This is a genomic window from Microbacterium sp. NPDC089696, from assembly GCF_044749125.1.
Lineage (GTDB): Bacteria > Actinomycetota > Actinomycetes > Actinomycetales > Microbacteriaceae > Microbacterium.
In genome coordinates this window covers 953,268-978,685 of sequence record NZ_JBIVHF010000002.1, presented here as the reverse complement: position 1 = coordinate 978,685, position 25,418 = coordinate 953,268, and the positions used below count along the sequence as shown (strand labels likewise).

Sequence of the window (25,418 nt, the reverse complement as noted above, 5' to 3'; positions counted from 1 at the left end):
ACCATGGTCACGGCGGTAGCCATAGCCCCAGCAAGGGCGAGGCGGCCGGAGAACTACGCGACCCTCATCTGACGAGATCCTGAGCGACAAACGTTGCGCGCTGGGTGCGGAGCTACTCGGCCTTGGCTACTGGACTGGCAGGTACCGGATGGTCGAGCCGTTTACTGCTGCCTCGATTCCGTGGGTGTTCAGGAGTGACCTAACACCGATGATCCGCTGACGCTCACTCTCACCGTCGGGAGGTCCGACCCGAACCTCCTGAATAGGCAAACCGACCCTCTCGCCCACCAACGCACGCCCCGGGAGCTCCCAGCCGAGCATCGCGTCGTGAGTGATCTTCAGGAACGGAATAACGCCCCTAGTCGATCCCCGATGATGCGGTTGACGCCCATCTGGGAGATGCACTACGAGCCTCACTTCTTTCTCCTCCGCGTAAGCGGGGTCCTTCATCGACGCTGCAAGGGAAGCAAGCGTGCCGCGGATCAGCATGTTCGCGATCCCGGGGTTGTTCGCAATAACGTCTCGGAGTCTTCCTGTGCCGATGTCGGCTAGGACGCGTCCGATCCTCGCGTCCTGATCCGCCGGCGCGTACTTGACCTCAACCCACTGAGGCAGAAAGAGGAAGCCCGCGTCCGCAGCGTCGTCATGAACCAGCGGTGCATGTGGTTCAAGCCGGAGACTCACACCGGACGTACTTCCATAGTTCCGCCACTGGTTCAAGACCCGGTAGTCGGTGGATGCGCACACGACGTACGCCGGGTTCTCCTGCGTACGCTCAATGAAGTTGTCTTTCAGGATCTCCGTGAGCTGCAGGTGTAGCCCGATGTTCTTCGGCAGGCTTTCGCCATGCGTTTCGTACCAGTCGACGATTCGCGCCGCGCCATACACCAGTTCCTCAGGGTCGTTCAGCATCGTCGCCGCAGAAGCCCACAGCTCTTGCCTCTCGACGATGCTCACCAGGGCGCTAGCGTCAGTGAAGTGCCAGATCGGTCCGTGGTAATGCTCGCTAAAGGGCAATGGCGTGATCACCCCTTCTGGCGTATCAACCTCATCGCTCGCCGAGGCACGGCCTGTTCTGCTCACCCACCCAGGCTAGGGGCAGGCGCTGCCGTGTGGGCCGCGTCTGCCGTCCCGCGCTGAAGAACTCGTTGATAACGAATCCACGTGTCGAGAGTCGAAGCACAATAGCATCAGCCGCGGGGGACTCATGCAGACTGCGATGACATTCTTGATCGACTCGAACGTCGTCATCGCCGCCGAGCCCTTCAACGGCAAGCTCGAGGCGCGACATGCGCCGGTGAGCAAGTTTCTCCGAATCGCGGGAGAGCATGGCCACGTCGTCTTCGTGCACCCGGCGACGCGCGATGATCTCGGCGAAACGCGTGACCCGGCTCATCGCGCGCAGAACCTCGCCGCGTTCGAAAAGTACCCTGCGCTGACCGATGAGCCTGCATCTCCAGCCGTTCTTGCCGAGTTCCCGTCCCCAATCGGGAAAAACGATGACCGTGACGCTCGCATTCTCGCTGCACTCCATGTGGGTGCCGTCCACTTTCTGGTCACCGATGACACGCGGCTGCGGAAGCGGGCCGGGCGACTCGGGCTCGAATTGAAAGTGCTGACGCCAGGCGAAGCGGCTACTCAACTTGCTGCATGGCATCCCGATGTTCCTCCGCCGCCCCCGTCGGTCGAGGAGATGAAGACGTATCTTCTAGACACCTCACAGGGCATCTTCGATGACCTCCGACGAGACTACTCACCGCACTTCGACGCTTGGGTTGCCAAAGTGAAGACGGAGTCGATAACAAGGCGTGCGTGGGTGGTTCGAACCCCGAGCGGCGAGTACGAAGCGATGGCAATCGTCAAGATGCGCGACGCGCACCCGTCCGTGCCCGGTGCTGAGGCGATCAAGCTATCGACTTTCAAAGTAGCCGATAGTGCAGCCGGCCGCCGGCTCGGTGAACTGATGTTGAAGGCGGTGCTGAGGTGGGCCGCCTCCGAGCCGGGACGCCCCAGCGAGTTATTTGTGGAGGTCGACGCTGCCAAGGTCCGAATGGTGGAGTTCCTCCGTGACTTTGGTTTCGCCTTCGTCACCTTAAAACCGGGTAAGCCCGATGAACACGTATATCTGAAGTCACTCGATCCACAGGCCGGACAAGCGCTCGGTGGTCTCGAGCATCACGTGGCCTACGGACCGCCGGCGATCCGGACGGATCAGCCAGTGTTCATCATCCCGATCACTCCGCAATGGTACGAAGACCTTTTCCCCGACGCGACGGTTATCGGCGCATCCGGAGTGGCCGTCATCCCCGGAACCGTGGCGTCGACGAAGGCGCATGGCAACGCCATCCGGAAGGCGTATCTCTGCCACAGCCCGACCAAGTCGATCCCCGCCGGTTCGACCCTTCTGTTCTATCGAAGTCAAGGAAAGAAGCGAGGCGACGGCGCGATCGTCGCGGTCGGTGTCGCCGAGATGTCCAGTCGGTCGGCGGACCCCGTCGAGACGATCGAGTTGTCATTCAAGCGGACGGTCTACTCCGCGGACGATGTCGCAGGCTTACATCAAGATGGAAAGGCGGTGTTGACGATCCTGTTTCGACACGACCGCTTCCTCGTTCCGCCTTGGACGTTGGATGACATCGTTTCGAATAGTCTCGTGAGAAGTTGGCCACAGTCCATAGTTCGGGTCGCCGACGGAAAGGCAATCGCGTGGGTCGAGCAGATGCTGAACGCGTCGCCCTGATGGCGATCCATGAACACTGGGCGGACGCCATCATGGATGGTCGTAAGACTGTTGAGTTCCGCAAGCGTCGCCTTGCTCCGGACATCGACACCGTCATCGTGTACGCCACGGCTCCGGTGAGTATGGTCATCGGTCGTTTCACCATTGCCGAGGTGGTGTCCGGCACTCCGGAGGAGATCTGGAGCCGTTTTGGTGATGTGGGGGAGATCGACCACGCCTCCTACAGTGCCTACTACGAGGGGCGAGACTCCGCGGTGGCCATCGTTGTCGCAGAGGCGAGCCGGTTCGACGATCCACTGGCGCTGGCGGACATCGAACCTCGGCCAGCGGTCCCGCAGAGCTTCGCTTACTTGCCAGCCGCTACGCCCGCGTTGGCTGGAGCTTAGGGGCGAACTTTCCTGATCCGGGCGGACTGTTTCTGATGGTGGTCCTAGCGGGCCTCGAGATGAGCGAGGAGCGAAGCGACGAGACGAAACGGGCCGACCCCGCGTACCTGCTCAGCTCGCTATGACCCACCTCGATAGTTGATCCAGGTGATCCCTGAGAACACTGGCGCGTGACTACGCTCCACACCGCTTATTTCGTCATCTAAGTTGCTCCGGTGCGGAAGCCCCGGAAATCCGCGGAATTACGGGGGTGCCGCGGCCGCTGGTTAAGCTCGACCTCGTGAATGACGACGTGCCGGCAGAGGTCCTTCCCGATGTCCCGACGCCTCCTCCAGCTCGCAGCGCCAAGGTGGGGCGTGGCCATCTCGCACTCGACAGAAGCGTGCACTCGCTCGCGACGATGTCCGTGCGGCCGGCGCGGCCTGAAGTGTGAGGCGGAGGACTGCACGCCCGTTCAATTCGTTATCTCCATTCGCTGTGGAATGTCTGTGGGTGCCACTAGATTGAGGTTGTCCATCCGGACACTGGGGGAGTCACAGGGGCTATGGGTCCCGCGCCATTCGCGCGCGCCCCCGCAAGAACACAGCACCTGGAGAATCATGACGAACGTCCCGCCCCCGGCTCCCGACGCGCAGCCGGCGCCCGCCCCCGAGTACGCGCAGCCCGCACCGAGCGCGCCCTACGCGCAGCCAGCTCCCGAGCACGGCCTGCCACAGGCTCCCGCCGCCGTCGCGCCGCCAACGAAGAAGCAGCGAAACATCCTCGGCCTCATCGCGCTCATCGTGTCGGCCGTCGGCTTCATCTTCGCCTGCATCCCCGGCGCCCTCATCGTCGGCTGGGTGCTGCTGCCCATCGGCTTCATCCTCGGCATCGTGTCGCTCTTCCTCAAGGGCAAGGTGAAGTGGCAGGGTGTCACCGCCATCATCGTCTCCATCGTGGGCACCATCATCGGCATCATCGTCTTCACCGTCGTCGTCGCCACCGCGTTCAACGACGCATTCGGCGGCTCGGACGTCGAGGTCGGATCCCCGACCAGCGTCACCGAGGAAACCGACGCTCCCGCCAACGACGAGGGCGCCGCAGCCGAGGCTGGCACGCGCGAGAACCCCATCGCCCTGGGCACCCCGTTCTCGTCCTCGGACTGGACGGTCGTCGTCAACTCCGTCACCCTCGACGCGAACGCGCAGATCGCCGCGGAGAACCCGTACAACGAGGCTCCCGACGCGGGCTCCGTCTTCATCCTCGTCAACTACACCGTCACGTACATCGGCACCGACCCCGAAGGCCAGATGCCCGCGTTCGTCGGCCTCGACTACGTCACCGCTGATGGTGTGACCATCGACCCGCTCGAGAAGCTCGTCCTCGCCCCCGAGGCCATGAACAGCACCTCGCCGCTGTACGAGGGCGCGTCGGCGACCGGTAACTACGCCATCCAGGTCCCGAGCCCCGTGGACGGCGTCCTCGCGGTCCGCGCCGGCATGATCACCGACAAGGTGTTCGTCGCCGTCCAGTAATTCGCGAGCAGGGGAGGGCCAGGTCACACGTGCCGGCCCTCCCCGAACCAGCAACCCTGAATCCAAGGAGCAACGGTGGTAGATGAGTCTTCGGGAGCAGAGCCCGGCACCCAGATGCCCGGTGACGATCCGGAAGCACCAGCGATTGAACGCGGCACGCTCTTGGACCGCATTCGTTCCCGGATCCGCAAGCGCTCGATCCTGGTCGGCGGGATCATCGTCGCAGGCGTGGTCGCGCTCGGGCTCGTCGCGTTCGTCATCGTCGACCAAGTCACCCGGGTGTCGGTTCCGGTCGTCGAACAGCAGACCCTCGCTGACGCCACGGCCGCCCTCGACGGCGTCGGGCTCAAGAGCGTCTTCCACACCGATTCGTCGTTCTGCGAAGACGACGACCGCGGACCCGAGTTCTGCGTGGTGACTTCTCAAAACCCAGCCGGGGACGAGCGTATTCATGCGGACGAAGTTGTGACACTTGAGGTAGTCCCGTCCGAAGTCTCGATCCCGGACTTGGACGGGATGACCTACAGCGACGCGCGCGACGCAGGCGCCGAAGTCGCGCTCGAGGTTCTGCCCGCCGACACCTCCGACAGCCTCATCGACGGATACGAGGACTGGACAGTCCTCACCCAAGCCGACCGCGGAACCTCGACAGCCGGATCCAACCTGAGGGTCACACTCGACCGCCCCGTCGCCGACGCCCCCGCAGTTATCGGAATCAACCTGCAGGGGGCAGTTGACACGCTTACGGCTGCCGGGTTCCTGGCGGTGGTGTCCTCGGATCCTGGCGACCCGTACGACCCAGCCTGGGTCGTGACTGGGACCGATCCGGAGATCGTCAACGGCAAACTACCCATCGCCAGCAAGATCTCACTCTCGTGGGGAGTGCAGCTGCCGAGCGTCGTCGGGATGACGGACCTTGCAGCGAACAACGCGCTCTCGAACGCCAAACTGACCGTGACGGGTTCGAAGTCCAGCTCGCAGGCGGTCGCCACCCAAGACCCTGCCGCTGGCACAGTCGTCAAGCCCGGCGACACCGTGACCATCACCCTTGAACCGCCGTCCACCGTGTACGAAGTCGTGTCGAACGGAAGTCGTGGCACCGTTACCTGGGTGCCACCGAACAGCTTCAGCATCAGCCAGGCGGGCGACACCCCGCTCCCGTGGCGAATGTCCTGGCCGACCGACTCCGGCTACCGCAACTTCAACGCCCAGATCATGGACGGCAACAGCGTCACCTGCAACATCTACGTCAACGGTCAACTCATCAAGACAGCCACGTCCACGGGACGCTATGCGGTCGTCAGCTGTGGGTAGGCGAGACGTGGTCCTCTGACGCAGGAATCGGAGACGACTGACCTGCCTCGTCCGAGAGGCGGCCTTGCCCTCAGCCAGAGCCTGGCTGAACTGACCAACTCGAAGCGTCACCCGCTCGAAGTGGCTCGCTCTGCGTGTCCGTTCACGTGCTGATCGTCGGCTGAGTCAGCGCCTGAGGCATCCTGCTGGGAGCAATCCCGTTGGACAGAGGTTCACGCGACCGCTTGTGTCCGGCCTCCGCGAGGCTGACCCGTTGCAGCAGATTCATAGGCTTGACTTCCGAGATGGGATTTCGGAATGGGGCGCCATTGGTCTATCGTTGCACCTGCAGGTGAAGCTCGTACGCCCCCAGCTAGCCGTAGCTTTCGCATACCTGAAAGAAGGATCTGATGGCATCCTCGACGCTCCTTACGCGCGGGACGGTACTTGTCGACGAAGAGACCCAGGCTCTTGCCAACAAAGCAGTGCAGGACGTGGGCGATGACAAGATCGCGCGACTGATGTTCACCACGGAGTCCGGGCATGAGGTTGAACTACCCGCTCGCCTTGTTGAGTTGCTCGCGGGTGTGATGAGCCGAGTTGCGCTCGGCGGCTCGATGAGTGTGCAGACGATGCCCGACTTGCTGACCACGTCGGCTGCGGCGGAACTGCTCGGAGTGTCGCGTCCCACGGTGATGAAGCTGATCCGCGACGGGTCTCTGACGCCGGTCATGGCCGGTTCCCACCATCGCTTACACCTACGAGACGTGATCGCAGTGAGATCGGAGCGTGAAGACGCTCGTCGCGACGCAGTCGACGCGCTTCTGTCTTTGGGTAAGAACCAGTAGATGTAGCCTGCGCGCTAGTCTGAGCGTGTGCGCACCCCGGTAGCATTCGTCGACGCAAACGTCTTGGTGTCCAAGACGTTGCGCCTCTGGCTGCTCATGCTGCGCGTGTACACGCAGGGAGGATTGTTCGTCCTCCACTCGACGGACGAGTTCTTCAGCGCCGAGCACGTTGCGGCGCCAGAGCGGGACGAAGCCCGGATCTTTGTTGACGATGTCGTTGATGAACCGGATCTGTCGGACTTGTCCGGCGCAGACGAGAGAACCAGCCGTCTCCACGCCGCGGCCGTATCGAGCAATGCCGTCTACGTCATCGCGGACGCGGGCCTGTTTGACAACGTCGACCTGGACGAGCTCCCATACGAGGTGCACACCCCTGACTCGTTCTTCATGCTGGTGGCGGCCAACCACGCAGAGGCCGTCGACGCAGTGATCGAGGCCCATCTCGGTAGTGCCGACGCCTCGAAGAAGCCCCACCTTCAGCTCGAACAGGCTGGGTGTCCGGAGTTCGCGACGTGCGTTCTCGCACACATGCAGCGCACCTTCTCGGGTAAGTCCACACACGGGATCGCAGACGGATTGCTTCTCGGAAGCGCCACCGACTAAGCCGCAGCCTGATCCACTTGCTCTAGCGAGTCGACGATTCCCGGTGATCGAACCTGTTTGAATAACAGCGATGTAGTTCACCGGGTGTCGCCCGGCCTTCATTTGCCCCTCAGCGGCCGTGTACGCACGCCTGGCGCTCGGTTGGACTGCGCGGCACGACATCTGCTCAGAACCCGATGAAGAAGCCTCTGAAGGGCGCCGGGGAGAATCTCTCCTCGCCGATGTCGCCGGCGGCGGGTACACTTGTAAGTGAAAGGAACAAGAAGACCCCGACTCACCGGAGCCGGGGCTCAGGCAGGTCGGGGCCGAATGTCTTTGGTAGGACAATTCGACCCTAAGCGCAATTCGTTGTGCGATCAAGCCCGCACCCGTGGGCTGATCAAGCCTGCCTTCCGTGCCCCCGGGATCCTCCCGGGAGCAAGACACCGAAGGAGGCCCATCGTGGTCCAGCCGTACCCCACCATCGAACACGTGGTGAACATCGCCCGCACCAAGATCCAGGTGACCGAGGAGGAGCTCGCCGAGGCGCGTAAGCGTCGCACCGCCATCGCCAACGCCCTCCACATCGCGTTCCCCGGATCCCGTCACTACTACAACGGCAGCGTTGCCCACGGCGACGCCCTCACGCCGCTCACCGACGTCGACCTCGGCATCGTGATCGCCGACCCCGACGGCGAGTACGGCCCCGGCAAAAAGGGGCCGGCCGCGCTGCAGGAGCGTGCAGCCAGCGCCATCCGACGCGAACTCGCCGACACCTACGAGGACCTGCGGATCGAGTTCCGGGGACGGAAGCGATCCATCCTCATCCGCTTCCGCGACCCGATCCGACCGGGCCTCCCTGACTTCACGGCGGACGTCATCGTCGCCATCGACAACGTCTCCGCCGAGGGCCTCTTCATCCCCCGCTTCACGAGTTGGGATCGCTCCGCCCCCGAAGCGCACACCCGCATGATCGCCGAGGCCAACAAGCGCACCGAAGCGGTGTTCGCACGAACGATCCGCCTCCTCAAGCACTGGAACCGGATGAACGGGGACACCCTGTGCACCTGGAACATCAAGGCGCTCGCACTCGACGCGGGCATCACCGGCGGCTCGCTGATCACCGCAATGCGCACGTGGTTCGACTACGCGATCACCTCCCTCCAGCAGGGCGAGACCGAGGACCCGGCCCTGGTGAGCGGCAAGCCCATCAAGCTCAAGGCCACCCGGACCGAAGTTCTCGGTCGGCTCCGCGACGCCTCGGCGCGCCTCGAGAAGGCCGTCGAGCTCGATCAGGCTGGCTTCCCCGTTCTGGCGTGCAAGGAGCTCGCGGACATGTTCAACGACCCGAACATGCTCCCGGTCCCGGCGCACGCTGACCTGCTCCGCGAGGGCGCGCGCTTCCACGCGAAGCCCTCGAAGACGTTCGGTGCGCCGACGCTGATCACGTCCACGCCGGCCGCAGCGGTGACGCCGGTGCGATCCTGGGGTGAACGGTGAGCTGTCCGGGGTTGCCTCAGCCCGCCCTGTCCGAGCCGCTGGGGGCGCGCCGGTTCGAGCCCTGGTGGGGCAGCGAGGCGGGATGGATCTATCCGCTCGAACGGGACGCGCGCAGGCAGTACGGCGCACAGCTTCGACGCATCGAGCGCCCGAACATGCTGATCTACATCGTGGATGTCTCCGTGACCGCGCGTTCGGAGCGGGTTCGGGTTCGGGTGGAGTTTCACCGGAACCCGCCGTACCCGACCTACAAACTCGCGCCGTCCGACTACCCGCGGGTGTTCGCCGACGTCGGAGCCGAGTCGCCGCATCGCCTGCTGGACGACAGCCTGTGTCTGTACCACCCGTCCGACCCGGTCGAGCGGAGGTGGACGCCGGACAAGGGGCTTGCGGAGCTCCTGCACCTCGCCGCGAGGCACCTCTTCGCTGAGGACTACTGGCGTTCCAGCAACCACCGCTGGCCCTTCGACGAAGCGCCCCACGGTCTGGAGGAAGTCGCCTGATGCAGTGCACGACGATCTTTAGCAGCTGCTTCTGGTTGTCGGAGGCGGGCGCCACCATTATGGCGGCGTTCATCGCCGCTGTCATCGCTGTCGGCGGGTATATCTGGCAGCAGCGTCATACTCGCGCGGACAAGCGGGCGGTCATGTACAGCGAGGCTCTTCGCGCAGTCGAGGACTACGCGGAAGCGCCGTTCCGGGTCCGCCGACGTCAGGGGAAGGATGCGCGCGCCACGGTGAGCACGCAGATCAGCGAGATCCAATCCAGGCTCGCACTGAGCGCGGCCCTCCTCACGATCTCGACGAACACGCACATCGCCACGGCATTCGACAACCTCGTCACGATCACGAAGAAGACCGCAGGCCAGGCCATGACAGATGCGTGGAAGTCGCGCAGGCTGCGGCGTGACTCGGAGATCCCGTGCCCTTCTCCGTACGACCGCAGTGCGATCCTCAAGGCGCGGGAGCAGTACCTCGCAGCGATCCGTCGTCATGATCGAGTCGCATCGCGCCTCGTGAACGGCTGAGTGATCCGGTAGAAGATCGCCGGGGAGAACGAGGAGGTCGGGACGCATGTCCCGACCTCCTCGTTCGTTCAGTGCGACTTGCCGCGACGCCTCAGCTCTCGGCGGCATGTGGGACACATGCTCCCGGTCCGTACCCGGGAGAACGCCGGCGCCGTCCACTCGTGCCCCGCCGTGCACCGCCACCACAGCTTCTTGGCGGCGCCGGCGGTGATGGTCTGCGCGGTGACCGAGCCGTTCAGGTCCGAGGCCAGCTCTGCCCCGAGGTCAGGATGCGTGGTCATCAGGTCGTTGAACCCGGCGAGGACCTTCTGATTCGAGCAGACGGGGCACCTGTTGCCATTGCGACGTGCGCCGGGGGTTGCCTGCCACTCATGCCCCTTCGCGCACTGCCACCAGATCGCCTTCGACGAGCGGACGACCACGTCCTCGGGCCGGAGCCCCTCATTTCGGGACTCATGCCACTCATTCGCGAGCTCGCGGTGGGTCGTCGCCAGATCGTTCCACCCCTTCAGCACTCGACGCCCGGAACAGAACGGGCATCCGGCCCCCTGCACGCGGCTCACGCCACTGGCTTGCCACTCGTGACCGAGCTGGCACTTCCACCAGAGCTTCGTCTTCGTGGTGGCGAGCACGTTGTCCGGCGTCTTCTCTCCGTTGCGGTTCTCGTCGAACTCCGAGGACAGCGCCGCGTGTGTTGTGCGCATGCTGTTGTCGGCGTTGACGGCACGGTTGGTGCAGACGTTGCATCCGTCGTCTTGCCTGCGAGTCTGGTACCACACGACGGCTTCGTACTCGTGGCCGCGTGCGCACTGCCACCACACCTTCTTCGTCGAACCGGCGACGACATCGGTCGGGCGGAGATCACCATTCTTCGACCCGTGCCAGCGTTGGGCGACGGCCTTGTGAGTGGTGGCGAGGCACGTCGACGGGTGGACCTGCTGGCGCGAGCAGATCGAGCACGACGACGCTCGCTTCTTCCTTGACCGGTTGTTCACGGACATCAGGTAGTCGTGCCCCTCCGGACACCGCCACCACACCTTCCTATCCGTACCCGCGGGCACCTGTTCTGGAGTCAGGTCGCCGTTAAGGCGTCTGTGCCATTCCGCAGCCAGATCCGGCCGGGTCACGGCCAGCGAGTTCACGTCGGCCTGGACGACGCGGTTCGCGCACACCCCGCAGCCGTTCCTGTTCGACGTTCGGGCGGTGACGGTCGCCCGGAACTTGTGGCCCTTCGCGCACAGCCAGTACCGCATGCGGTCCGACCCGGCGATGGCACGGTCGGGGGTGATGTCGTTGTCGGGGTGCCACTCCTTCGCGATCTCGGGATGGGTGTCCACGAGCGAGTTGAACCCCGCTGCCGCTGCTCTATTGGCGCAGTACGGGCATCCTGCCGTCGTGGTGGACTGGCGGATGCCGTGCCCGGTGGACCGAAAAAGGTGCCCCCGCGCACACAGGTAGGTGTTGACCGAGCCCCGGATTCCCAGGCGTGAGGCCCGGGTGCCAGGAAACGCGGACGACACATACTGAACCAAGTAGAGGTGGCGCGACCTCGGGTATCCGGAGCTGCGCAGTTGCGCGAGGTGAGCCTCGTCATCGAGCGGAGCCAGTCCGTTCGGAACGAGGAACGCGTGCGGATCAGTGCTCGCAGCGTGCCTCATTGTCCGAAGCATGAGCCACACGGCATCGACGAGGACGGTCGCGTTGCGCCCACGCACGATGCGTCCGATGAGGTGACTCAGCGCGACGTAGCGCTCAGTCGCGGTCTGGTCCGCTGCCATAGCGGTGGCGAGTCGACGGGGAGCCATGACCCGGCGGGCGAGCTCGATGGCGATGAGGAACCGCTCGGGAACGGAGACCGGGGCGTCGAGCTCGGTCGCGGCCCACTCGTCGACGCAGTCGAGGAGCTCAGCCAGACGGTGTGCATCGAGGATGCCTCGTCGGCGCAATACCTGGTAGTGACGGTCGGCAGCCACGATCTCCTTCCCGACGACCTCCTGTGCTTCGGGCTCGGTGCCGGGCCCCACCCAAAGCCGATGGCGGTGGCACACCCTCGGACCATCGTGGGTGACCTGGGTGACGACGGAGCCGCCGCTGCAACGGCGGCACCCGTATCGGGTCGACAGGCCCGTCTCGCACTTGTTGCAGCTCTCTCCATCAGTGTGAAGGAGGGCTGCGCGAGCGTCGCGCTGGTGGTGTTCGATGCTGCGGTCGCCGAGGACCGCGAGCAGTCGTGCCTTCGCGTCCTTCTCGTCTCCGCCGTGCAGACGCACGAGCGGGTTGAACCAGAGGGACCATGTCGTGCGCTCGATGAAGTTGGCGTCGCGCAGACGGGCGGCGTAGCTCTCGACCGTCTCGAAGGCGATGGGGCGGACCCGCATGGGCAGCTTCCTGAGTTCAGTCAGCACGGCGCACCCCCTTTCCGCGTCGGCTGACGCTGATGTTGTCGTCGCTACCCAGAAGCTCGCGCTCGGTGGTCAGGTCGAGTCTGATGTCTTCGAGGTGCTCGATGGTGATTCGCTCGCGGTCCGGGTCATCCCGGGCGATGAGGTCGAGCGCGGCGATGGAGAGGAGTCGGGACAGCGCTCCGAGGGAACCGCGCGTCCGCTTGTGCAGGTAGCGTGCGCTCTCGGCGGTCAGCAGCGTTTTCTCGGGGTGGTTGAGAAGCGCGAACTGTCGCTCGAACCCCTGGATGACACCGGCCCAGAGGGACTGGCCCTTGCTGGTGCCGATTTCGACCTTGCCCAGCTTCACCAACCGGCTGCGGCTGGAGAACTGCGCCCCGAGCTCCTTGTTGGTGAAGGAGGTCTTGTCGAGGTTGATGCCGACGTAGAGCGGCACGCTGCGCACGCTGTTCATCAGGTTCTTGATGGACTGCGCGGCTTCGAAACGCCCGTGGCTGGACACGCCGGACAGGTTCTGGACCTCGTCGAAGACGACCAAGGACGTGTTGCTCTTCGTCAGGATGTTCGTGACGATCCGCGTGCGCTCCTCCAGGGTCATGCGGTTCGGGGCGGGCTCGGCGAAGAAGTCGAAGAACGCACCCATGACCCGCTTGCCGTTGGCGCCGCTGGGAATCTCGATGTACACCACCGGGATGTGGCCCAGCTCCTTCCAGTTGGGGTGACGCTGGACGTGGCGATGGAACGTCTCGACCATGACCTGCAGGGCCGCGGTCGTCTTGCCCATCGTGGCGGGGCCGGTGAGGATGACCCCCATGCGGCCGACGGCACGGTTGGCGAACTGGGACGCTCGCCGGCATTCCAGCTTGAGCTCCTTGATGGCGGGCGTCTCGATGACGATGGAGTCCGCGATGCGGGCGCTTCGTCGGTCGTTGAAGGCCATGCGCTCGGTGGGCTTCCAGCGCTTGTACTCCTCGACCGTGACGGTCTCCGCCTGCGGCGGCTGATACGTCTCGAGGAGGCGCTCGAGCGCCTCCCGGCGATTGAAGTGGCCCACACCCGGGTCTTCGAGGGCGATGGTATCCATGTGCTTCTTCTTCCTGTTGTCCGTGGGTCAGCCCACGGAGAGGTCCATCGGGTTGCTGAAGTTGTCGTCGTCGCCGCCAGCGCGGATGTTCTCCAGCACGTCGCTGGAGGAGATCGTGGCAGCCTCCGCCCGGGCTGCCTCCACGCGGGCCTCGCGCTCGGCGGCCTGCTGGGCGATGAACTCATCGCGCAGACGCATCATCAGCTCGTCCGCCTCGTCGTTCTTGAAACCGGGGTTCGCGGACGTGAGCCGGTGGGCGATCTCGTTCATCGTGCGCTCGAGCGGGCGGGACATTCCGTCCTTGGCGACCCAAGTGCACATGACCCACTCGGTCTCGACGCGCGCCCAGGCGCGGGTGACGTCGGCGGGGTCGAAGTGGACCGCGAACTTCTTCTTCGACCCGTCGGGGTTGCGGATTCCGCGCATGCCGGCGAGGTGAGGGCTGTCGTACATCCGCCCGTTCAGCTCGATACCGTCGTTCTGGATGGTGCGCTCCATGCTCGGCATGAGCGCGATGAAGTCATCCTCGTCGCAGGGGACGACGAAGTGTCCCTGCAGCTCGACCGAGGCGGCGAACATCGTGTTCGGGGTGTGCCGCAGGTTCGGCTGGAGGTGGTCGACGAGGCCATCGTGCCTGCGGTTCTGCCAAATGACGCCCAGCCAACGGTCGAAGAGCTCGGACACCTCCTCCAGGGTGAGCACCTCCTCCGCGCGAGCGTTCTCACCGCGGGACTGAACGTTGCTGTGCACGTACCCGGGGAGGTACTGAGCGAACTTGGTGTTGATGGTCCCGAAGTGCCGCTCAACGTGCGCCTTAGCCGTCGGCGCCTTCAGCGGAGCCTCGGTGAGGTGGATGCCGTAGCGGTCGCAGGCGAGGCGGAACACGTGGGACCGGTAGTCCTGACCGTTGTCCGTGATGATGCGGCGCGGGAAGATGTACGGCCGGAAGGTGTCGTACTCCTCGAGCTGCTCCTCGTCCAGGTACTCCGACCACGGCATCCGCGGCAGCGAGAGCGTGTCGTAGTACGTGTGCCAGGAGCGGAGCTTCTTGGGCACCAACGCGTTCGCCAGGAGCACCGCGTGGTCGTAGCCGCTGGGCGGACCCGCGGTGAAATTGAAGGCGATGATGGACCGGGTGCGCTTGTCGATGAGGATGGTGAGGTGCGGACGCTCGACCTTCCCGTTGGGGAAGCGAACGAACGCGTCGAACACGGTGGTGTCAATCTGACACTCATCGCCGGGCGCGGACACGAGACGGGGCTTGTGCTGCCGGGTCGGCGCGAGGGCGTTGGTCTCGCGACGCCGAGCCGGGGTCGTCGGGTTCTCGCCGTCGAGCGCGGCCACGTAGCGCTTGACCGTCGACAGCGACGGCAGCGCGGGGCGGTCGTCCTTGTCCGGGTACTCGGTCAGCAGCAGCTTCTGGAGATCAGCACGCACCCTCGTGTAAGAGGGGCTCGAGCGACCGACGTAGGTCGAGATGACCTCCGCGAGGGCCAGGGTGACCTTCTCGTCGGCGCGACCGAGCGCGGTCTGGCGGCGAACCGAGCGGCCATCGACGAGGCTCTCGACACCGGCCTTGCGGAAACGCTGCATGCGGCGCTTCAGCGTGGAGGGCGAGATGTCATAGCCGCCGTCGGTCAGCTCCTTCCACTTGGACAGGAGCCGGGTGCCCATCGGGATGCCGAGCGCGTACTGCTCGCGGGGAACGTCGCCGATGGCAGGTGAGCCGTCCATGAGCTCCTGCAGGTGCGGGATGAGGAACCGGGCCTCATCGTTCAGACCGGCGACCGCCTCGCTGAGGGTGGACTCGGCCACGGCCTTCGAGGTTGAGTCGATGGTCTGTCCGGGCGGGAGCAGGCGACCGAGCTCGGTGTGGTGGATGAGCTCGTACTGGTTGGTGAGCTCGTCACGGAGCCGGAATACGCCGTTGCCGTAGCCGGCGATGGTGAACGCGCCTGCTTCGAGGTCGAGGGTGTCGCCGATGGCGACGGTGCGGGGAATGGTCATGTCTTTTTCTTTCGTGAGCGGTTGTTCGTTAGATGGAGAGCGGGGTGAGGTCCGTCAGGGGCTTGGTGATGTCGATCTGCAGATGGCGATTCCAGAGCATGTTGTAGAGGGCGGGCATGTGCTCACCGGGACGGTCGGTGCGGAGGGCGGCGCGGAGCTCTCCGAACGTGGCGGTGCGGGTTGCGGCCCGAAGAATCTGCTTCTCCACTCGGGTGCTCGGCGTGAAGCGAGGGTGGTGGTAGCGGGCCAGCGCCTCGAGGTTCCACCGCACGACATCGTCGAGCTGGTCGATGACGGTGAACCGCCAGCCCAGCCGCTCGCACATCTCGCCCGTCTGCTTGAAGGCGAGCTCGTGGGCCTCCTCGGTCCGGGACTTCAGGTGCACGTCGACCAGGTGGCGCGTGCCGTCCGCCTCGATGGCCAGGAAGTCCGGGTAGTGGAACGTCCCGTCGGCGAAGGTGAGGAGCATCGGCTGCGCGAAGAGCTGGTCGATGTCGTACAGGTGGTCGATGAGCATGAGCCCGGTGAACTCCGCCATCGACTCATGGAACACATGACCCTCGATGCCGGCGCACCAGTAGTTGCCCTGATAGGTCGACTGACCGCGGTACTTGCCCGGGCGGCGCGTGCGCTCGCCGGGGATGACCTCGGCCGCGGTCAGGGGATTGTCGGCCCGGACGGCGTGCTTGTTGCCCGCTGCGTCCAGCCATTCGATACGGTCGTATCCGTCGCCTCGCGACTTTCTGATTCCTGTGTTCTTGCTCATGCTCCCTCCATGCGCTCCGGATCTCGAAGAACCGCGAAATCACGCGGTTTTTGTGTCTTTTGGCTCTTGTTTATGTCTTTTAGGTGCGTTTGATGAGCAATCCCCGGTACATCCCACGAATGTTCGCCGTGACCCCGCGCCTATTCGGGCAGCAGGAGAAGCTCGACTGGGTCGACCTCGAGCCAGACGCAGATGCCCGCACGCGGGCGCATCGAAGTGCAGCGAAGACGCAGCATCAGATCAGCTACGGGGTCCAGAGCCTGTACATGCCGCACTCGGACCAGGCGACCATCACGGCCCTGGCGTCGAAGCTGGAGGTCCCGTACGACCGGCTGCATAAGGTGCTGAGCGGTCGGGCGGTGATGCAACTCGAGGACATCGGTCGTCTGCGGGAGGTCGTCGGGGCGGAGCTGGATGAATGGTTCCTGCGAGACAACCTCCGGCAGGCGGTCAGGATCGCCAAGGCGCAGATCGAAAGCGTGGCGCGTCGACAAGCTGAGGATCGAGCCCGCGGGCACCGCGCAGGTTGATGCCGACGCGATCCCGGGCGTCGACGTCAGAGCGGGCTGGCGCGCGACCGATGGTGCAGGATCGGCGAGAGCGGTGGTCGGCCAACTCCGCGCTGGAGGATGAACTCGTTATCCATGGTGCGTAATGATATACGCATCACGAGAGAAGTCAAGGTCTATTTCATGTCGGCGTCGAAGAGTATGTTCGCCGCCATGAACTCTGACGATGAGCGCTGGACCCGACGATGAAGGTTCGTGATCACGCGGCCTACATCGATCTTCCCGATCAGCGAGTAGCGGTCTGCGGGGACTGGCACGGGAACCAGGGGGGGGCTCGGATGCTCTCCCGGGCGCTGCCGTATCTCGCGCCAGACGTCACGACCATGCTGCACCTGGGCGACTGGTGGATGCCGCCGGACGCGGTCGACGAGATCTTCGCCGAGACCGCCATCACCCGCTTCTACTTGGTCGCAGGAAACCATGAGCAGTGGGATGAGATCACCCCACTCCTCGACAAGTACCCGGGCGAAGCCGTGCAGGTCTCCGAGCTCACCTGGATTCTTCCGCGGCCGGCACGCCTGACCATCGGCGGACGCTCCGTGCTCGCGCTCGGCGGCGCCTCATCCGTGGACCGCGAGTCGCGGGTGGAAGGGCTGACCTGGTGGCCGGATGAGGCGGTCACCGACGCGATGGTCGACGAGGCCATCGCCGGCGGCCCCGCGGACCTGATGCTCACCCACGAGTCCCCGGCAGGCACCCCTGTCCGCCCCGTTCGTGAGATCCTCCGCTCGAACCCGGGCTGGATCACGAAGGCGGCGTTGGAGGCGTCTGCGGCATCCCGGGCACGGATCAGTCAAGTGTGGGATGCGGTGCGCCCCGAGCTGTTGGCGCATGGCCACATGCACGTCGGTGCCGGCGGGAAGACCGAGGACGGCCGCCGCGTGGCGAGCCTCGGACGAGAGGGGCACGAGTGGAACATCGCGATCCTCGACATGAGCAACCTGAGGATGGCGACCCCGAGCCTGGCAATCCTCCGGGGATATGCCAACGACGACGACGGTTCTCGTCGGACTCGGGAGCAGCGGATGAACAGCGTCGCCGAGGCGTTGCACTCGGGAGTCCTGGACGGGCTGAAGCCCACACCCGCGGCGCTCCAGGACGCGCAGGACTACGTCGACGGTGTCCGTACCCTCGACCAACTCATTGAGGACGTCCGTCGTCGCCACACCCGCGACCCCGATGAAACCTCATGACCGAGGAGCCAAGCCCCGGGGCCGAGATCGTCGGCGCCTGTCACACGGTGACGAGTATCGCCCGTCCCCTCGACTGGGCCGAGGCCGAGGTCATTAGCGCGGGGAACGATCTCCGCCTCCTCAAGCTGACCTCCGACGACGGCGTGCACCCGTTCCCGTCGCTCCAGCTCCACGACGGGAAGATCGTCGACGGATTCCAGGACATCATGTCGCGTGGGCATTGAGCAGATGACGCGATGGCTTCGAAAGCAACGTCGACGACCGCAGCAAGCGTCCGACACTTCACTGTGGTCGGCAGGCTGACCGAGTGAGGGGCGGCTGTCCGCGTGTCCGTGAGCAGCCGCCTCCGCGGTTCAGTGTTAGAACTCGATCTCGGTGTGCGCTTCGCAGGTCGTACACCCGCACTCCGGGGGCTTCGGCGGGACGTACCTCGTCACGGGTTCGTTGCCGACCTCCCACGCTCCCCACGGGTCGCTGGCACCGTCGACCCAGGACTGAACGCGATACGTCCGCGCCTCCCAGAACACTCCATCGAGCTTGTGGGCGCGGCCCCCGGCCTCGAACACCTCGATCTCCTCTGCCATGTTGGTGGCGTCCAACAACACCGAGACGCCAGCGCGCTGGGACAGGTTGAGGGCATGAGCCTTGAGCCGAGCGATGTACTCGTGTGCCCCCTGTGCCCCCAGGCACTCGTCGAGATCGAAGACGACGAGCACCTCCCCGCTGTCTCGGATGAACAGTTCGGCGTCCGTCTGCATCGGCGTGAGGATGGGGTCGGCCGGGTTGTCGGCGATGTCGGGTTCGTGCATGGTCAATTCATGTCCTTCGTTCATGGCCAGTCGGCCTCGGATGGTGGGCGTCCACCGTGGCCCTCTATGCGCGGCACTCGTGCGCGCGGCAGGTCGTTGTCGTCGGGTGCGGCGGCGGAGGCCCGGGCGAGTGTGTGAACGCCGTCAGTCCGGGCCGAGTCGCGTTCCCAGAGGGGCTTCCCGCGAACGTCACGCCACGCTTTGAAGATCGTCTTCAGGGGGCACCGTCCCGCCGCGCTGCCGAGCGTGTATCACGACCGCGCACGGCGTGCACTACGAGCGGACCTCGTCGCGGCGTGTGTGCGATCTGACCAGCTCCGATGTGGATGGCCTCTGTGTAGTTGGGTGTTGAACTCTGGCCCCGGCGCGAGGGCGCCCCCTCCTGCAACGGTCGCGGCCGCTCGGCAGTTCTAAGACTTGCTTCGACCGGGGATGAGTTCTCCGCGACACCTTCTCGCCGGATACCCTACGGCGAACGCCCGGGCAGGCTCGGAGATCCTCGACGATCCAAGCCTGGCAAGCTCTGGCAAGCCTCCTGGCAAGTCCAGAAATCGTGTTTTTCCCAGTTCACAGTACAATAATGGTCGAGATGGCAAGCGTGGCAAGCGCATACAGTGCCCCTATAGAGAGGCAGAGAGAGAAGTTTCCCCTTATATCTCTATCTCTCTCTTGAGATCTCATACATACAACTACTACTACTTGCCAACCTTGCCAGGGCTATCCGATCCCAGTGGGGAGTAGGGCTCGCTCCAGCCAAGCACCTGGTTGCCAACGCTTGCCAGACTTGCCACATACACGGGATATCGAGAAATATTTCTCCATATCGTGTGTACGCGAGAGGATGGAGCCCGTGCAGCAACCTCCACGGACCCTCCTCGAAGCGACACGGATTCTCCGCGGCCTCACTCAGTCAGACCTCGCTTCGGCTCTCGGGATCACCCAGTCGGTGGTGTCGCTCCTCCAGTCGGGCGCGCAACGCGCGCCCGCGGCCCTGGTCACGAACATCGCCTCCGCCCTGGAGATGCCTGAAGCTCTCCTTCGTCGCCCGTCGCCTGCACCGCGCATCGGTCACCTGCTGCGGCCGTCACTTCCACGCACGGCTCTGAACAGGGCGTTAGCCGAGGTGACCATGGCCCACGCCCACGTGGCCCTACTCACGGACCCGGTTCACGCAGACCTCGACCCCAGGCCCGACAGAAACCCTGACGATCTCGCTCGGCGGCTCCGAGATCGGTGGGCGGTAGCGCCCGGACCGATCACCGAGATGATCTCGATCCTCGAAGCGAACGGCATCGTCTGCATCTACCGAGACCTCTCGGACCTCGGGGTGGTCGCGCTCTCGTCGACCGCGGCGAGCGGCAGCACCCTGATGTTCTTGGATCGCACTGCATCCCGGATGGACCTCCGGTGGGCCATCGCACACGAACTGGGTCATCTCGTCATGACCGACAGGTCAGCGAAGGACAGCGAAGCGCTCAGCGACGCGTTTGCTATCGCTTTCCTTCTGCCGGAAGGTGATCTTCGTGTTGACCTCGACGACATTGCTGCGGAGGCCGCATGCTTCGGGGTCCGTCCGCGCGTGCTGGCACAGCGGTACCGGAACCTGAGGCTCATCACGGACCTGCAGTTCCGGAAGCTTGTCCGCGAAGAGGTTGCTCTCGCCGACGCCGAGTTGCCACCGGTTCAGCTCGGGAGCCCCTCGATCATCGCGGACGCCGTCCGAGCTGCGGGCGGATCTCGCCATGCTGCGGCGGAAGCGTTCCTCTCCGTGGACGACCTTCGGCAACGCTACCTCGCCCGATCACAGTCGTAGAGTCGTCGCCGATCACCTCGTCGTACAGCACGCAGAGAGGAGGCACGCCCGTCGAGTGCGCCGCGGACCCTCACTCAACCCGGGACCTCAGAGGTCAGCCGGCACCGCAGGGCCGGTGGTGATCTACTTGCCGACCAGGCGAAGGCAGACTTCGGTGACGAGACTTCGCCCTCCACGCGGACGAATCGTTCCACGGCGATCTGAGGGCCCGATGCCACATGTACGTCGTGGGCGGCGAGCTCGCGCATAGAGAGGTGTCCAAACCCATAGGAAAGAGAACGCCAGTGATTGAGAACAACTCCACTACCGAACCGCAGGCCGACGTCCACTCCTCGACGAAGGCGCAGCCCGTCACCACCTCTTCTGCGACGCCGTTGTCCGACTCGGAGCTGCCCGACACGCCGCAGCCTCGCACTGACGACTACGACGAGTTCCTGAAACGCTCGCCGCTCGCCCGCGCCCTGTCGTGCGCGATGACCAAGGTGGGAGCGTGGGACGACTACGGCGTCCGTGTCCTCACCAACGAAGACGAAGAGTACGCCAGCATCCACTTCCGTGTCCCGCCCGCTCTGCCGGCCTCCTCGGTTGACCAGCTCGCTGTCTTCGCCGTTCAGCGCGTTCCCTACACGGAGCGAGACCGAGCGTGGGACTCGGTGAGCGGCCCTACGTCCGACTACCTCAAGTGGAGCGGGTTCGTCGACTCCGTCCTCGCCGCCGCGAACTTCGCTCGCGCAGCGGTGGAGTCCGCGGTGTGGGCGCACGCTCGGGGTGAGGAGTGGACCTGGTCCTGGCCTGTCCCCGGTCGCGACGACAAGAAGTACGAGCTCTGGGGAGACGGCCACCCGAACGCATACGACCCCGAGGACGACTACGTCTACTACGACGACGATGCCTACTGGCAGAAGCACGACCCCCTCGGGCTGAGGCCTATGCCGGAGGACGTCGTGTTCTAGCTGGCGGACAAGGCCCTCGACCGTGGGTTCAAATCCCACCGTCACCGCCACCACGAAGGCCCCGACTCCCTTTGTAAACACTGGGATGCGGGGCCTTCGTCATGTCGAGAGTGGAGTCTCCGGTAACGCAGCGGTAACACTCTGCAGAATCGCGATCGTTGTTGTTGACCCGCTCAGCGGGAGTCGGCGTCATCGCTACTCCTGACGCCATCGGCGTCGGGCATGCTTCAGAAGAGGTGGATGCGCGGTGCTGGCCCAGGTGCGGGTTTCAGGTCAGTCCGGGCTGACAGGCACGCGCGCTGATTCGAGCACTCAGTATCCGGCGTCGATGTCGACGCGGCCGAGCAGCGAGCGCTCCGCGGCCCACCGCTGAAGATTCTCCTCGATGCGGGCGTCGAGGTAGGTGCTCGAAAGGTCATCGGTGTTGGCAGTGTGCGGGGTGAGAAGGCAGCGCGGCTCGCGCCACAACGCATGCTCGGGAGGAAGGGGCTCCGGGTCGGTAGTGTCCAGGGCGGCTGCACCGAGGGCTCCGTTCGCAAGCCGGTGTGCCAGGGCGTCGTGGTCCAGCAGATCGCCGCGCGCCACGTTGACGACCCCGGCTCCCCGGGGGAGCAGATCGAGCATGGCCGCATCGATGGCGCCTCGCGTTCCGCCCGTCGACGCGGCCGCGATCATGAGCACCGTCGTCGACGGGAGGAGCTGTTCGAGTCGGTGAGGGCTCACCGTCCGCGCGGCACCGTCGACGGGTTCTGCGCTTCTGCGCACCGCATTCACGCGCGGTTCGAACGGCTGCAGAAGGCGGATGTACTCCCGTCCGATCTCGCCCGCGCCGAACACGGTGACCTCTTGGTCGAAGAGTGAGTCGCCGCGCTTCGCACTCCACGAGGTCTCGCGCGCGAACTCATGAAGCCTGCGCAGAGACGCCAAGGTGAGCGCGAGGGCGAACTCAGCCACTGGTCGTGCGTAGGCACCCTTCGCGCTCACCCACTGCAGGTCGGGGCGCGTCCTCATCACTTCCACGGTTGGCCTCGATGATGGGGCATTGGCCGCCGGCGATTGATATGGCCTGCCATTGGATAGCCCGTCGCGGGGGCCAGCTGTCCACGCTGCAGGACTATCTTGACCGTGTCGAAGAGGTTGATCTTGATGAGGAACAGTCCGTGCCCGTCGGATACACCCACACCGCGGTCCAAGCGATCCTGATCGCCTGAAATGATTTGAGCGAACCAGCACGGGTTCTTCTCCTGATGGGTCTCCTATGTGGTGGGGATGACGTACCTCTCGACGCAGTGGCGGGCGCGGTCGCAGAACTTCCCGAGGATCTCAGCCTGAAAAGTTTCGATCAGGAGGTTGTTCTCGCGGAACTGGCGGGTTCCTCGTTGGTTACGCGGTTCCTGAAGGACTCGCGCGACTTGGAGGCCCCTGGGCGCGATCGGGTAGCCATCCACGAATCGCTATGTGTCGTGGCGGATGGTCGCTGGGAATATCCGGGCATTTATGTACTGGTGCTAAGCAATGCGTTGGACGGTCGGGCACGGCCATTGCGTGACGCCGCGCGCATTCAGGCAGCGGCGTCCTACCTGCCAGCAGGCACCAACGTGTTGACGGTCGCTGCGACGATGCTCGAAGTCGGAGACCAACTTCCGTTTGCGCCGGCAATGCACAACGCCGGGGATCTCTTGCTGCTGACGGGGTCGGCTGAGCAGGCTTCGTTCTGGTTGACCCAGGCGGCGGAGGTGTATGCGGCGCGCATCGAGAACGACCGGGACGCGGGCATGCGGATGGTGGAGTATTTCTTCGCGAGTGCGGGGCGACTCACGACGGCGCTGGCACGGACGCCGCATACGGATCGAATAGACCGGGTCGTGGAGTTCGCGCTCGGCGTGGCGAACGCTCACCCTGACGCAGTTTCGATGCCCATGGTTCAGGCAGCGCTGGACATGATGGCGGGAACTGTCCAGGTCCTCGGCAGCCCTGAGACAGAGCTGCTCGCCGAAGTCCGGAAACTGCGGGTGCTCGCCGCGCGCAGCGAGTACTCGCCGCAGAACATGCGCGGTCAGGTGTTCGTCTGGGTGGGGGCGTTGAAGATCACGGCCGGGTCGGTGGGGACGGCTGCGGCAGGAACGCTCGTCGCGAGTAATGTTCTTCTCCCCGTCGCGATCGCCGCAGTCCTGGCCGTCGTGATCGCCGTCGTGTCGACGGTGGATCGTGCGGTCTCCCGACGCAGCGAGGGGAGGACGTGATGACGATCCTCCCCACGGAACTCGCACGCACGCTCCTCGCCATCGCCGACACAGGGTCGCTCGATGCCGCCGCACGTCGACTCGCGATCACGCCGTCGGCGGTCAGCCAGCGACTCAAGTCGCTCGAAACGCTCGTCGGTCGCATCCTGCTCGTGCGATCGAAGCCCGCGAGCCTCAGCCAACCGGCCCTCAGGAGCGTGGGTATATCGTCCAGAGGATGCCAGGCGATGATTTACGGTAGAGGGGCACTGCTACAGAGCAGGCCGGGTCATTGGTACGTGGGGGATGCCGTCTTCGATGAACTCGGCGCCGCTGATAGCGAATCCAAATTGGGCGTACCAGTGTGCGAGATGCTTCTGCGCGTCCAGGGTGATGGGGACGTGGGGCTCTCGTTGCTCGACGCGCCCGATGACTGCTTGCATTAGTTCGGAGCCTAGGCCCCGGCCGCGTGCGTTGGCAGCGGTCGCGACGCGGCCAACGCGAATCATGCGGTCCGATGTTGCTGTGGCTGCGTCGAATAAGATTCGAGCCGTCGCAAGTACCTCGTCTTCTTCCTCGAGCCACACCAACTGGGTGTCGGGCTCAAGATCACGTCCGTCGAGATCTGGGTATGCGGCGCGCTGTTCGACGACGAATACGCTAATGCGAAGCCACAGCAGTTTGTACAGGGTTTCCGCGGAGATATCGCGCAGTGGCGCGTGCATAAAAGTGGGCATTGTGACGAGGTTGATTCCGATCGAGTGGTGGTCTTAGTTATAGTCTGTCGCAGACGGCAGCTCAAACCGTGTCATGGCATTCGGCGACGACGCCTCTCCCCTGCGTGGTCGCTGCGCTCTACTCGTGGTTAATGGGTGCTGTGTCCTGGTGGGGTGACCTCCCGTTCCCATGATGGTGCGACCTGTCGCAGGGTTCCTCGTGGCAGAGCATCGTGCGCGCCTACGCCTCGGAGGGAGGTCAGGGTGCCCAGCTGGATCACCTTCAGCAACGAGGCGGGGGTTCATGGTCCGTCCTCCGTCGGCGGCTGTGCTGCCACGATCCGCATGAAATGTGTGAGCAGACCGAGCGCATCCCGCGACGGGTCGAGGAGCGCCTGGATGCGGAGGCCGTCGACCATCGCGAGCACGAGAGTGACCTTCTCATCCGCCGTGAGGTGCTCGCTGTCCGAGATCGGCAGGGGGCCGTCCGTGAAACGCGTCCGCATGCGCTCCCGTCGACCGGTGAAGAACGCATGCGCAGGGTGGTCTGGATTCGTCGCCGCCACCGAGAGCGCCAGCCAGTTGCGCTGGTAATCGGGATCGTCGAACTCCGTCGCGAGGACGGCACTGAGGATCTGGTCCCCGGGGAGCTCGGCCGCCATGATCCGGGCAGCGAGATCCTCCTCATGCGCCTCGCGCTGGGCGAGGGCCGCGGGGAGGAGCTCGTCCTTGCCGGCGAAATGGCGCAGGAGGGCGGCATGCGTGAGACCGGCACGCGCGGCGATGTCGCGCAGCGATGCCCGTTCGTACCCGTGCTCCGCAAAGCTCGCGAGCGCGGCCTCGGTGATCTGCGCTCGCCGCGTCGGGGTGCCTGCACCCTTGCCGCGACGCCGCGGAGCGCTGTCGTCTCCTTGAGAGGGCGTCATGCGTCCACTTTCCCAGCTTTGCCTTTTGTAACCAAACTGGTTACCATCGGCGACAGGACAAGCAATCG

Annotated in this window: 24 protein-coding genes and 1 pseudogene; 16 read left to right on the top strand and 9 right to left on the bottom strand. The window is 64.8% G+C overall.

What is annotated here, in order from left to right:
• Positions 1-126 precede the first annotated feature (126 nt).
• On the bottom strand, positions 127-957 hold the full coding sequence (locus ACIPY8_RS15070) for a DUF2971 domain-containing protein (RefSeq protein WP_400819760.1): 831 nt from the start codon (positions 955-957) through the stop codon (positions 127-129).
• 262 nt (positions 958-1,219) lie between these two features.
• On the opposite strand from ACIPY8_RS15070, the gene ACIPY8_RS15065 reads away from it, so the two are divergent.
• The 9 genes from ACIPY8_RS15065 to ACIPY8_RS15025 all read left to right on the top strand — a co-directional run bounded on the left by ACIPY8_RS15065 (position 1,220) and on the right by ACIPY8_RS15025 (position 9,890).
• Complete coding sequence (locus tag ACIPY8_RS15065; protein WP_400819757.1) at positions 1,220-2,740, top strand: hypothetical protein; 1,521 nt, start codon at positions 1,220-1,222, stop codon at positions 2,738-2,740.
• Positions 2,740-3,126 (top strand): ASCH domain-containing protein, encoded by a 387-nt coding sequence (locus ACIPY8_RS15060; protein WP_400819755.1) that lies wholly within the window; start codon positions 2,740-2,742, stop codon positions 3,124-3,126. The genes ACIPY8_RS15065 and ACIPY8_RS15060 overlap by 1 nt, the downstream gene beginning before the upstream one ends.
• 599 nt (positions 3,127-3,725) lie before the next feature.
• Positions 3,726-4,640 carry a hypothetical protein gene (locus ACIPY8_RS15055; protein ID WP_400819752.1) on the top strand — a complete coding sequence of 305 codons (915 nt, stop codon included), beginning with the start codon at positions 3,726-3,728 and terminating at the stop codon, positions 4,638-4,640.
• 75 nt (positions 4,641-4,715) lie between these two features.
• Complete coding sequence (locus tag ACIPY8_RS15050; protein ID WP_400819749.1) at positions 4,716-5,954, top strand: PASTA domain-containing protein; 1,239 nt, start codon at positions 4,716-4,718, stop codon at positions 5,952-5,954.
• Between the two features lie 389 nt (positions 5,955-6,343).
• Positions 6,344-6,781, top strand: a complete 438-nt coding sequence (locus ACIPY8_RS15045) for a helix-turn-helix domain-containing protein (protein ID WP_400819747.1) — start codon at positions 6,344-6,346, stop codon at positions 6,779-6,781.
• A 27-nt stretch (positions 6,782-6,808) separates the two neighbouring features.
• Positions 6,809-7,384 carry a hypothetical protein gene (locus ACIPY8_RS15040; protein ID WP_400819744.1) on the top strand — a complete coding sequence of 192 codons (576 nt, stop codon included), beginning with the start codon at positions 6,809-6,811 and terminating at the stop codon, positions 7,382-7,384.
• A 441-nt stretch (positions 7,385-7,825) separates the two neighbouring features.
• Entirely contained in the window at positions 7,826-8,863 is a 1,038-nt protein-coding gene (locus ACIPY8_RS15035; protein ID WP_400819742.1) for a nucleotidyltransferase, read from the top strand.
• Positions 8,860-9,366, top strand: a complete 507-nt coding sequence (locus tag ACIPY8_RS15030; RefSeq protein WP_400819740.1) for a hypothetical protein — start codon at positions 8,860-8,862, stop codon at positions 9,364-9,366. Before ACIPY8_RS15035 ends, ACIPY8_RS15030 begins: the two co-directional genes overlap by 4 nt.
• Entirely contained in the window at positions 9,366-9,890 is a 525-nt protein-coding gene (locus tag ACIPY8_RS15025; RefSeq protein WP_400819737.1) for a hypothetical protein, read from the top strand. The genes ACIPY8_RS15030 and ACIPY8_RS15025 overlap by 1 nt, the downstream gene beginning before the upstream one ends.
• 68 nt (positions 9,891-9,958) lie before the next feature.
• Here the strand turns inward: ACIPY8_RS15025 and ACIPY8_RS15020 are convergent, their stop codons facing one another.
• From ACIPY8_RS15020 to ACIPY8_RS15005, 4 genes are read right to left on the bottom strand one after another with little or no spacing between them, the layout of a single operon-like run.
• Positions 9,959-12,295, bottom strand: a complete 2,337-nt coding sequence (locus ACIPY8_RS15020) for a zinc-ribbon domain-containing protein (protein ID WP_400819735.1) — start codon at positions 12,293-12,295, stop codon at positions 9,959-9,961.
• The gene (locus ACIPY8_RS15015) at positions 12,285-13,376 is read right to left on the bottom strand and encodes a TniB family NTP-binding protein (protein WP_400819733.1); all 1,092 of its coding nucleotides are present in this window, start codon (positions 13,374-13,376) and stop codon (positions 12,285-12,287) included. The genes ACIPY8_RS15020 and ACIPY8_RS15015 overlap by 11 nt, the downstream gene beginning before the upstream one ends.
• Before the next feature lie 27 nt (positions 13,377-13,403).
• Positions 13,404-15,383: a Mu transposase C-terminal domain-containing protein gene (locus tag ACIPY8_RS15010; RefSeq protein WP_400819730.1), complete on the bottom strand. Its 1,980-nt coding sequence runs from the start codon at positions 15,381-15,383 to the stop codon at positions 13,404-13,406.
• Between the two features lie 28 nt (positions 15,384-15,411).
• Positions 15,412-16,149 (bottom strand): TnsA-like heteromeric transposase endonuclease subunit, encoded by a 738-nt coding sequence (locus ACIPY8_RS15005; protein ID WP_400819728.1) that lies wholly within the window; start codon positions 16,147-16,149, stop codon positions 15,412-15,414.
• A 92-nt stretch (positions 16,150-16,241) separates the two neighbouring features.
• On the opposite strand from ACIPY8_RS15005, the gene ACIPY8_RS15000 reads away from it, so the two are divergent.
• The 3 genes from ACIPY8_RS15000 (at position 16,242) to ACIPY8_RS14990 (ending at position 18,135) form a co-directional block, all read left to right on the top strand.
• Complete coding sequence (locus tag ACIPY8_RS15000) at positions 16,242-16,679, top strand: hypothetical protein (RefSeq protein ID WP_400819726.1); 438 nt, start codon at positions 16,242-16,244, stop codon at positions 16,677-16,679.
• A gap of 224 nt (positions 16,680-16,903) precedes the next feature.
• Positions 16,904-17,911: a metallophosphoesterase gene (locus ACIPY8_RS14995; protein WP_400819724.1), complete on the top strand. Its 1,008-nt coding sequence runs from the start codon at positions 16,904-16,906 to the stop codon at positions 17,909-17,911.
• The gene (locus ACIPY8_RS14990) at positions 17,908-18,135 is read left to right on the top strand and encodes a hypothetical protein (protein WP_400819721.1); all 228 of its coding nucleotides are present in this window, start codon (positions 17,908-17,910) and stop codon (positions 18,133-18,135) included. Before ACIPY8_RS14995 ends, ACIPY8_RS14990 begins: the two co-directional genes overlap by 4 nt.
• Positions 18,136-18,270: 135 nt before the next feature.
• Here the strand turns inward: ACIPY8_RS14990 and ACIPY8_RS14985 are convergent, their stop codons facing one another.
• Positions 18,271-18,720: a hypothetical protein gene (locus ACIPY8_RS14985; RefSeq protein WP_400819718.1), complete on the bottom strand. Its 450-nt coding sequence runs from the start codon at positions 18,718-18,720 to the stop codon at positions 18,271-18,273.
• An 850-nt stretch (positions 18,721-19,570) separates the two neighbouring features.
• Between ACIPY8_RS14985 and ACIPY8_RS14980 the strand changes: the two genes are divergently transcribed.
• Both ACIPY8_RS14980 and ACIPY8_RS14975 read left to right on the top strand, forming a co-directional pair.
• Positions 19,571-20,533, top strand: a complete 963-nt coding sequence (locus ACIPY8_RS14980) for a helix-turn-helix domain-containing protein (RefSeq protein WP_400819716.1) — start codon at positions 19,571-19,573, stop codon at positions 20,531-20,533.
• 284 nt (positions 20,534-20,817) lie between these two features.
• Complete coding sequence (locus tag ACIPY8_RS14975) at positions 20,818-21,486, top strand: hypothetical protein (RefSeq protein WP_400819713.1); 669 nt, start codon at positions 20,818-20,820, stop codon at positions 21,484-21,486.
• A gap of 312 nt (positions 21,487-21,798) precedes the next feature.
• On the opposite strand, the gene ACIPY8_RS14970 is transcribed toward ACIPY8_RS14975, so the two are convergent.
• Positions 21,799-22,440: an NAD(P)-dependent oxidoreductase gene (locus ACIPY8_RS14970; RefSeq protein ID WP_400819711.1), complete on the bottom strand. Its 642-nt coding sequence runs from the start codon at positions 22,438-22,440 to the stop codon at positions 21,799-21,801.
• Positions 22,441-22,775: 335 nt separating this feature from the next.
• Between ACIPY8_RS14970 and ACIPY8_RS14965 the strand changes: the two genes are divergently transcribed.
• Both ACIPY8_RS14965 and ACIPY8_RS14960 read left to right on the top strand, forming a co-directional pair.
• Positions 22,776-23,729: a hypothetical protein gene (locus tag ACIPY8_RS14965; protein WP_400819709.1), complete on the top strand. Its 954-nt coding sequence runs from the start codon at positions 22,776-22,778 to the stop codon at positions 23,727-23,729.
• Positions 23,729-23,893: pseudogene (locus ACIPY8_RS14960) on the top strand (LysR family transcriptional regulator); the annotation flags it as partial. The gene ACIPY8_RS14965 and the pseudogene ACIPY8_RS14960, both read left to right, overlap by 1 nt.
• An 87-nt stretch (positions 23,894-23,980) precedes the next feature.
• Here the strand turns inward: ACIPY8_RS14960 and ACIPY8_RS14955 are convergent.
• Positions 23,981-24,445 (bottom strand): GNAT family N-acetyltransferase, encoded by a 465-nt coding sequence (locus tag ACIPY8_RS14955; protein WP_400819706.1) that lies wholly within the window; start codon positions 24,443-24,445, stop codon positions 23,981-23,983.
• 281 nt (positions 24,446-24,726) lie between these two features.
• Positions 24,727-25,350, bottom strand: a complete 624-nt coding sequence (locus ACIPY8_RS14950) for a TetR/AcrR family transcriptional regulator (protein WP_400819704.1) — start codon at positions 25,348-25,350, stop codon at positions 24,727-24,729.
• Positions 25,351-25,418: the final 68 nt, after the last annotated feature.

Coding starts and splice junctions, on each gene's coding strand:
- ACIPY8_RS15065 (WP_400819757.1), top strand. CDS start 1,220: ATGACATTCTTGATCGACTCGAACGTCGTCATCGCCGCCGAGCCCTTC.
- ACIPY8_RS15060 (WP_400819755.1), top strand. CDS start 2,740: ATGGCGATCCATGAACACTGGGCGGACGCCATCATGGATGGTCGTAAG.
- ACIPY8_RS15055 (WP_400819752.1), top strand. CDS start 3,726: ATGACGAACGTCCCGCCCCCGGCTCCCGACGCGCAGCCGGCGCCCGCC.
- ACIPY8_RS15045 (WP_400819747.1), top strand. CDS start 6,344: ATGGCATCCTCGACGCTCCTTACGCGCGGGACGGTACTTGTCGACGAA.
- ACIPY8_RS15025 (WP_400819737.1), top strand. CDS start 9,366: ATGCAGTGCACGACGATCTTTAGCAGCTGCTTCTGGTTGTCGGAGGCG.
- ACIPY8_RS15015 (WP_400819733.1), bottom strand. CDS start 13,376: ATGGATACCATCGCCCTCGAAGACCCGGGTGTGGGCCACTTCAATCGC.
- ACIPY8_RS15010 (WP_400819730.1), bottom strand. CDS start 15,383: ATGACCATTCCCCGCACCGTCGCCATCGGCGACACCCTCGACCTCGAA.
- ACIPY8_RS15005 (WP_400819728.1), bottom strand. CDS start 16,149: ATGAGCAAGAACACAGGAATCAGAAAGTCGCGAGGCGACGGATACGAC.
- ACIPY8_RS15000 (WP_400819726.1), top strand. CDS start 16,242: ATGAGCAATCCCCGGTACATCCCACGAATGTTCGCCGTGACCCCGCGC.
- ACIPY8_RS14995 (WP_400819724.1), top strand. CDS start 16,904: ATGAAGGTTCGTGATCACGCGGCCTACATCGATCTTCCCGATCAGCGA.
- ACIPY8_RS14990 (WP_400819721.1), top strand. CDS start 17,908: ATGACCGAGGAGCCAAGCCCCGGGGCCGAGATCGTCGGCGCCTGTCAC.
- ACIPY8_RS14985 (WP_400819718.1), bottom strand. CDS start 18,720: ATGCACGAACCCGACATCGCCGACAACCCGGCCGACCCCATCCTCACG.
- ACIPY8_RS14955 (WP_400819706.1), bottom strand. CDS start 24,445: ATGCCCACTTTTATGCACGCGCCACTGCGCGATATCTCCGCGGAAACC.
- ACIPY8_RS14950 (WP_400819704.1), bottom strand. CDS start 25,350: ATGACGCCCTCTCAAGGAGACGACAGCGCTCCGCGGCGTCGCGGCAAG.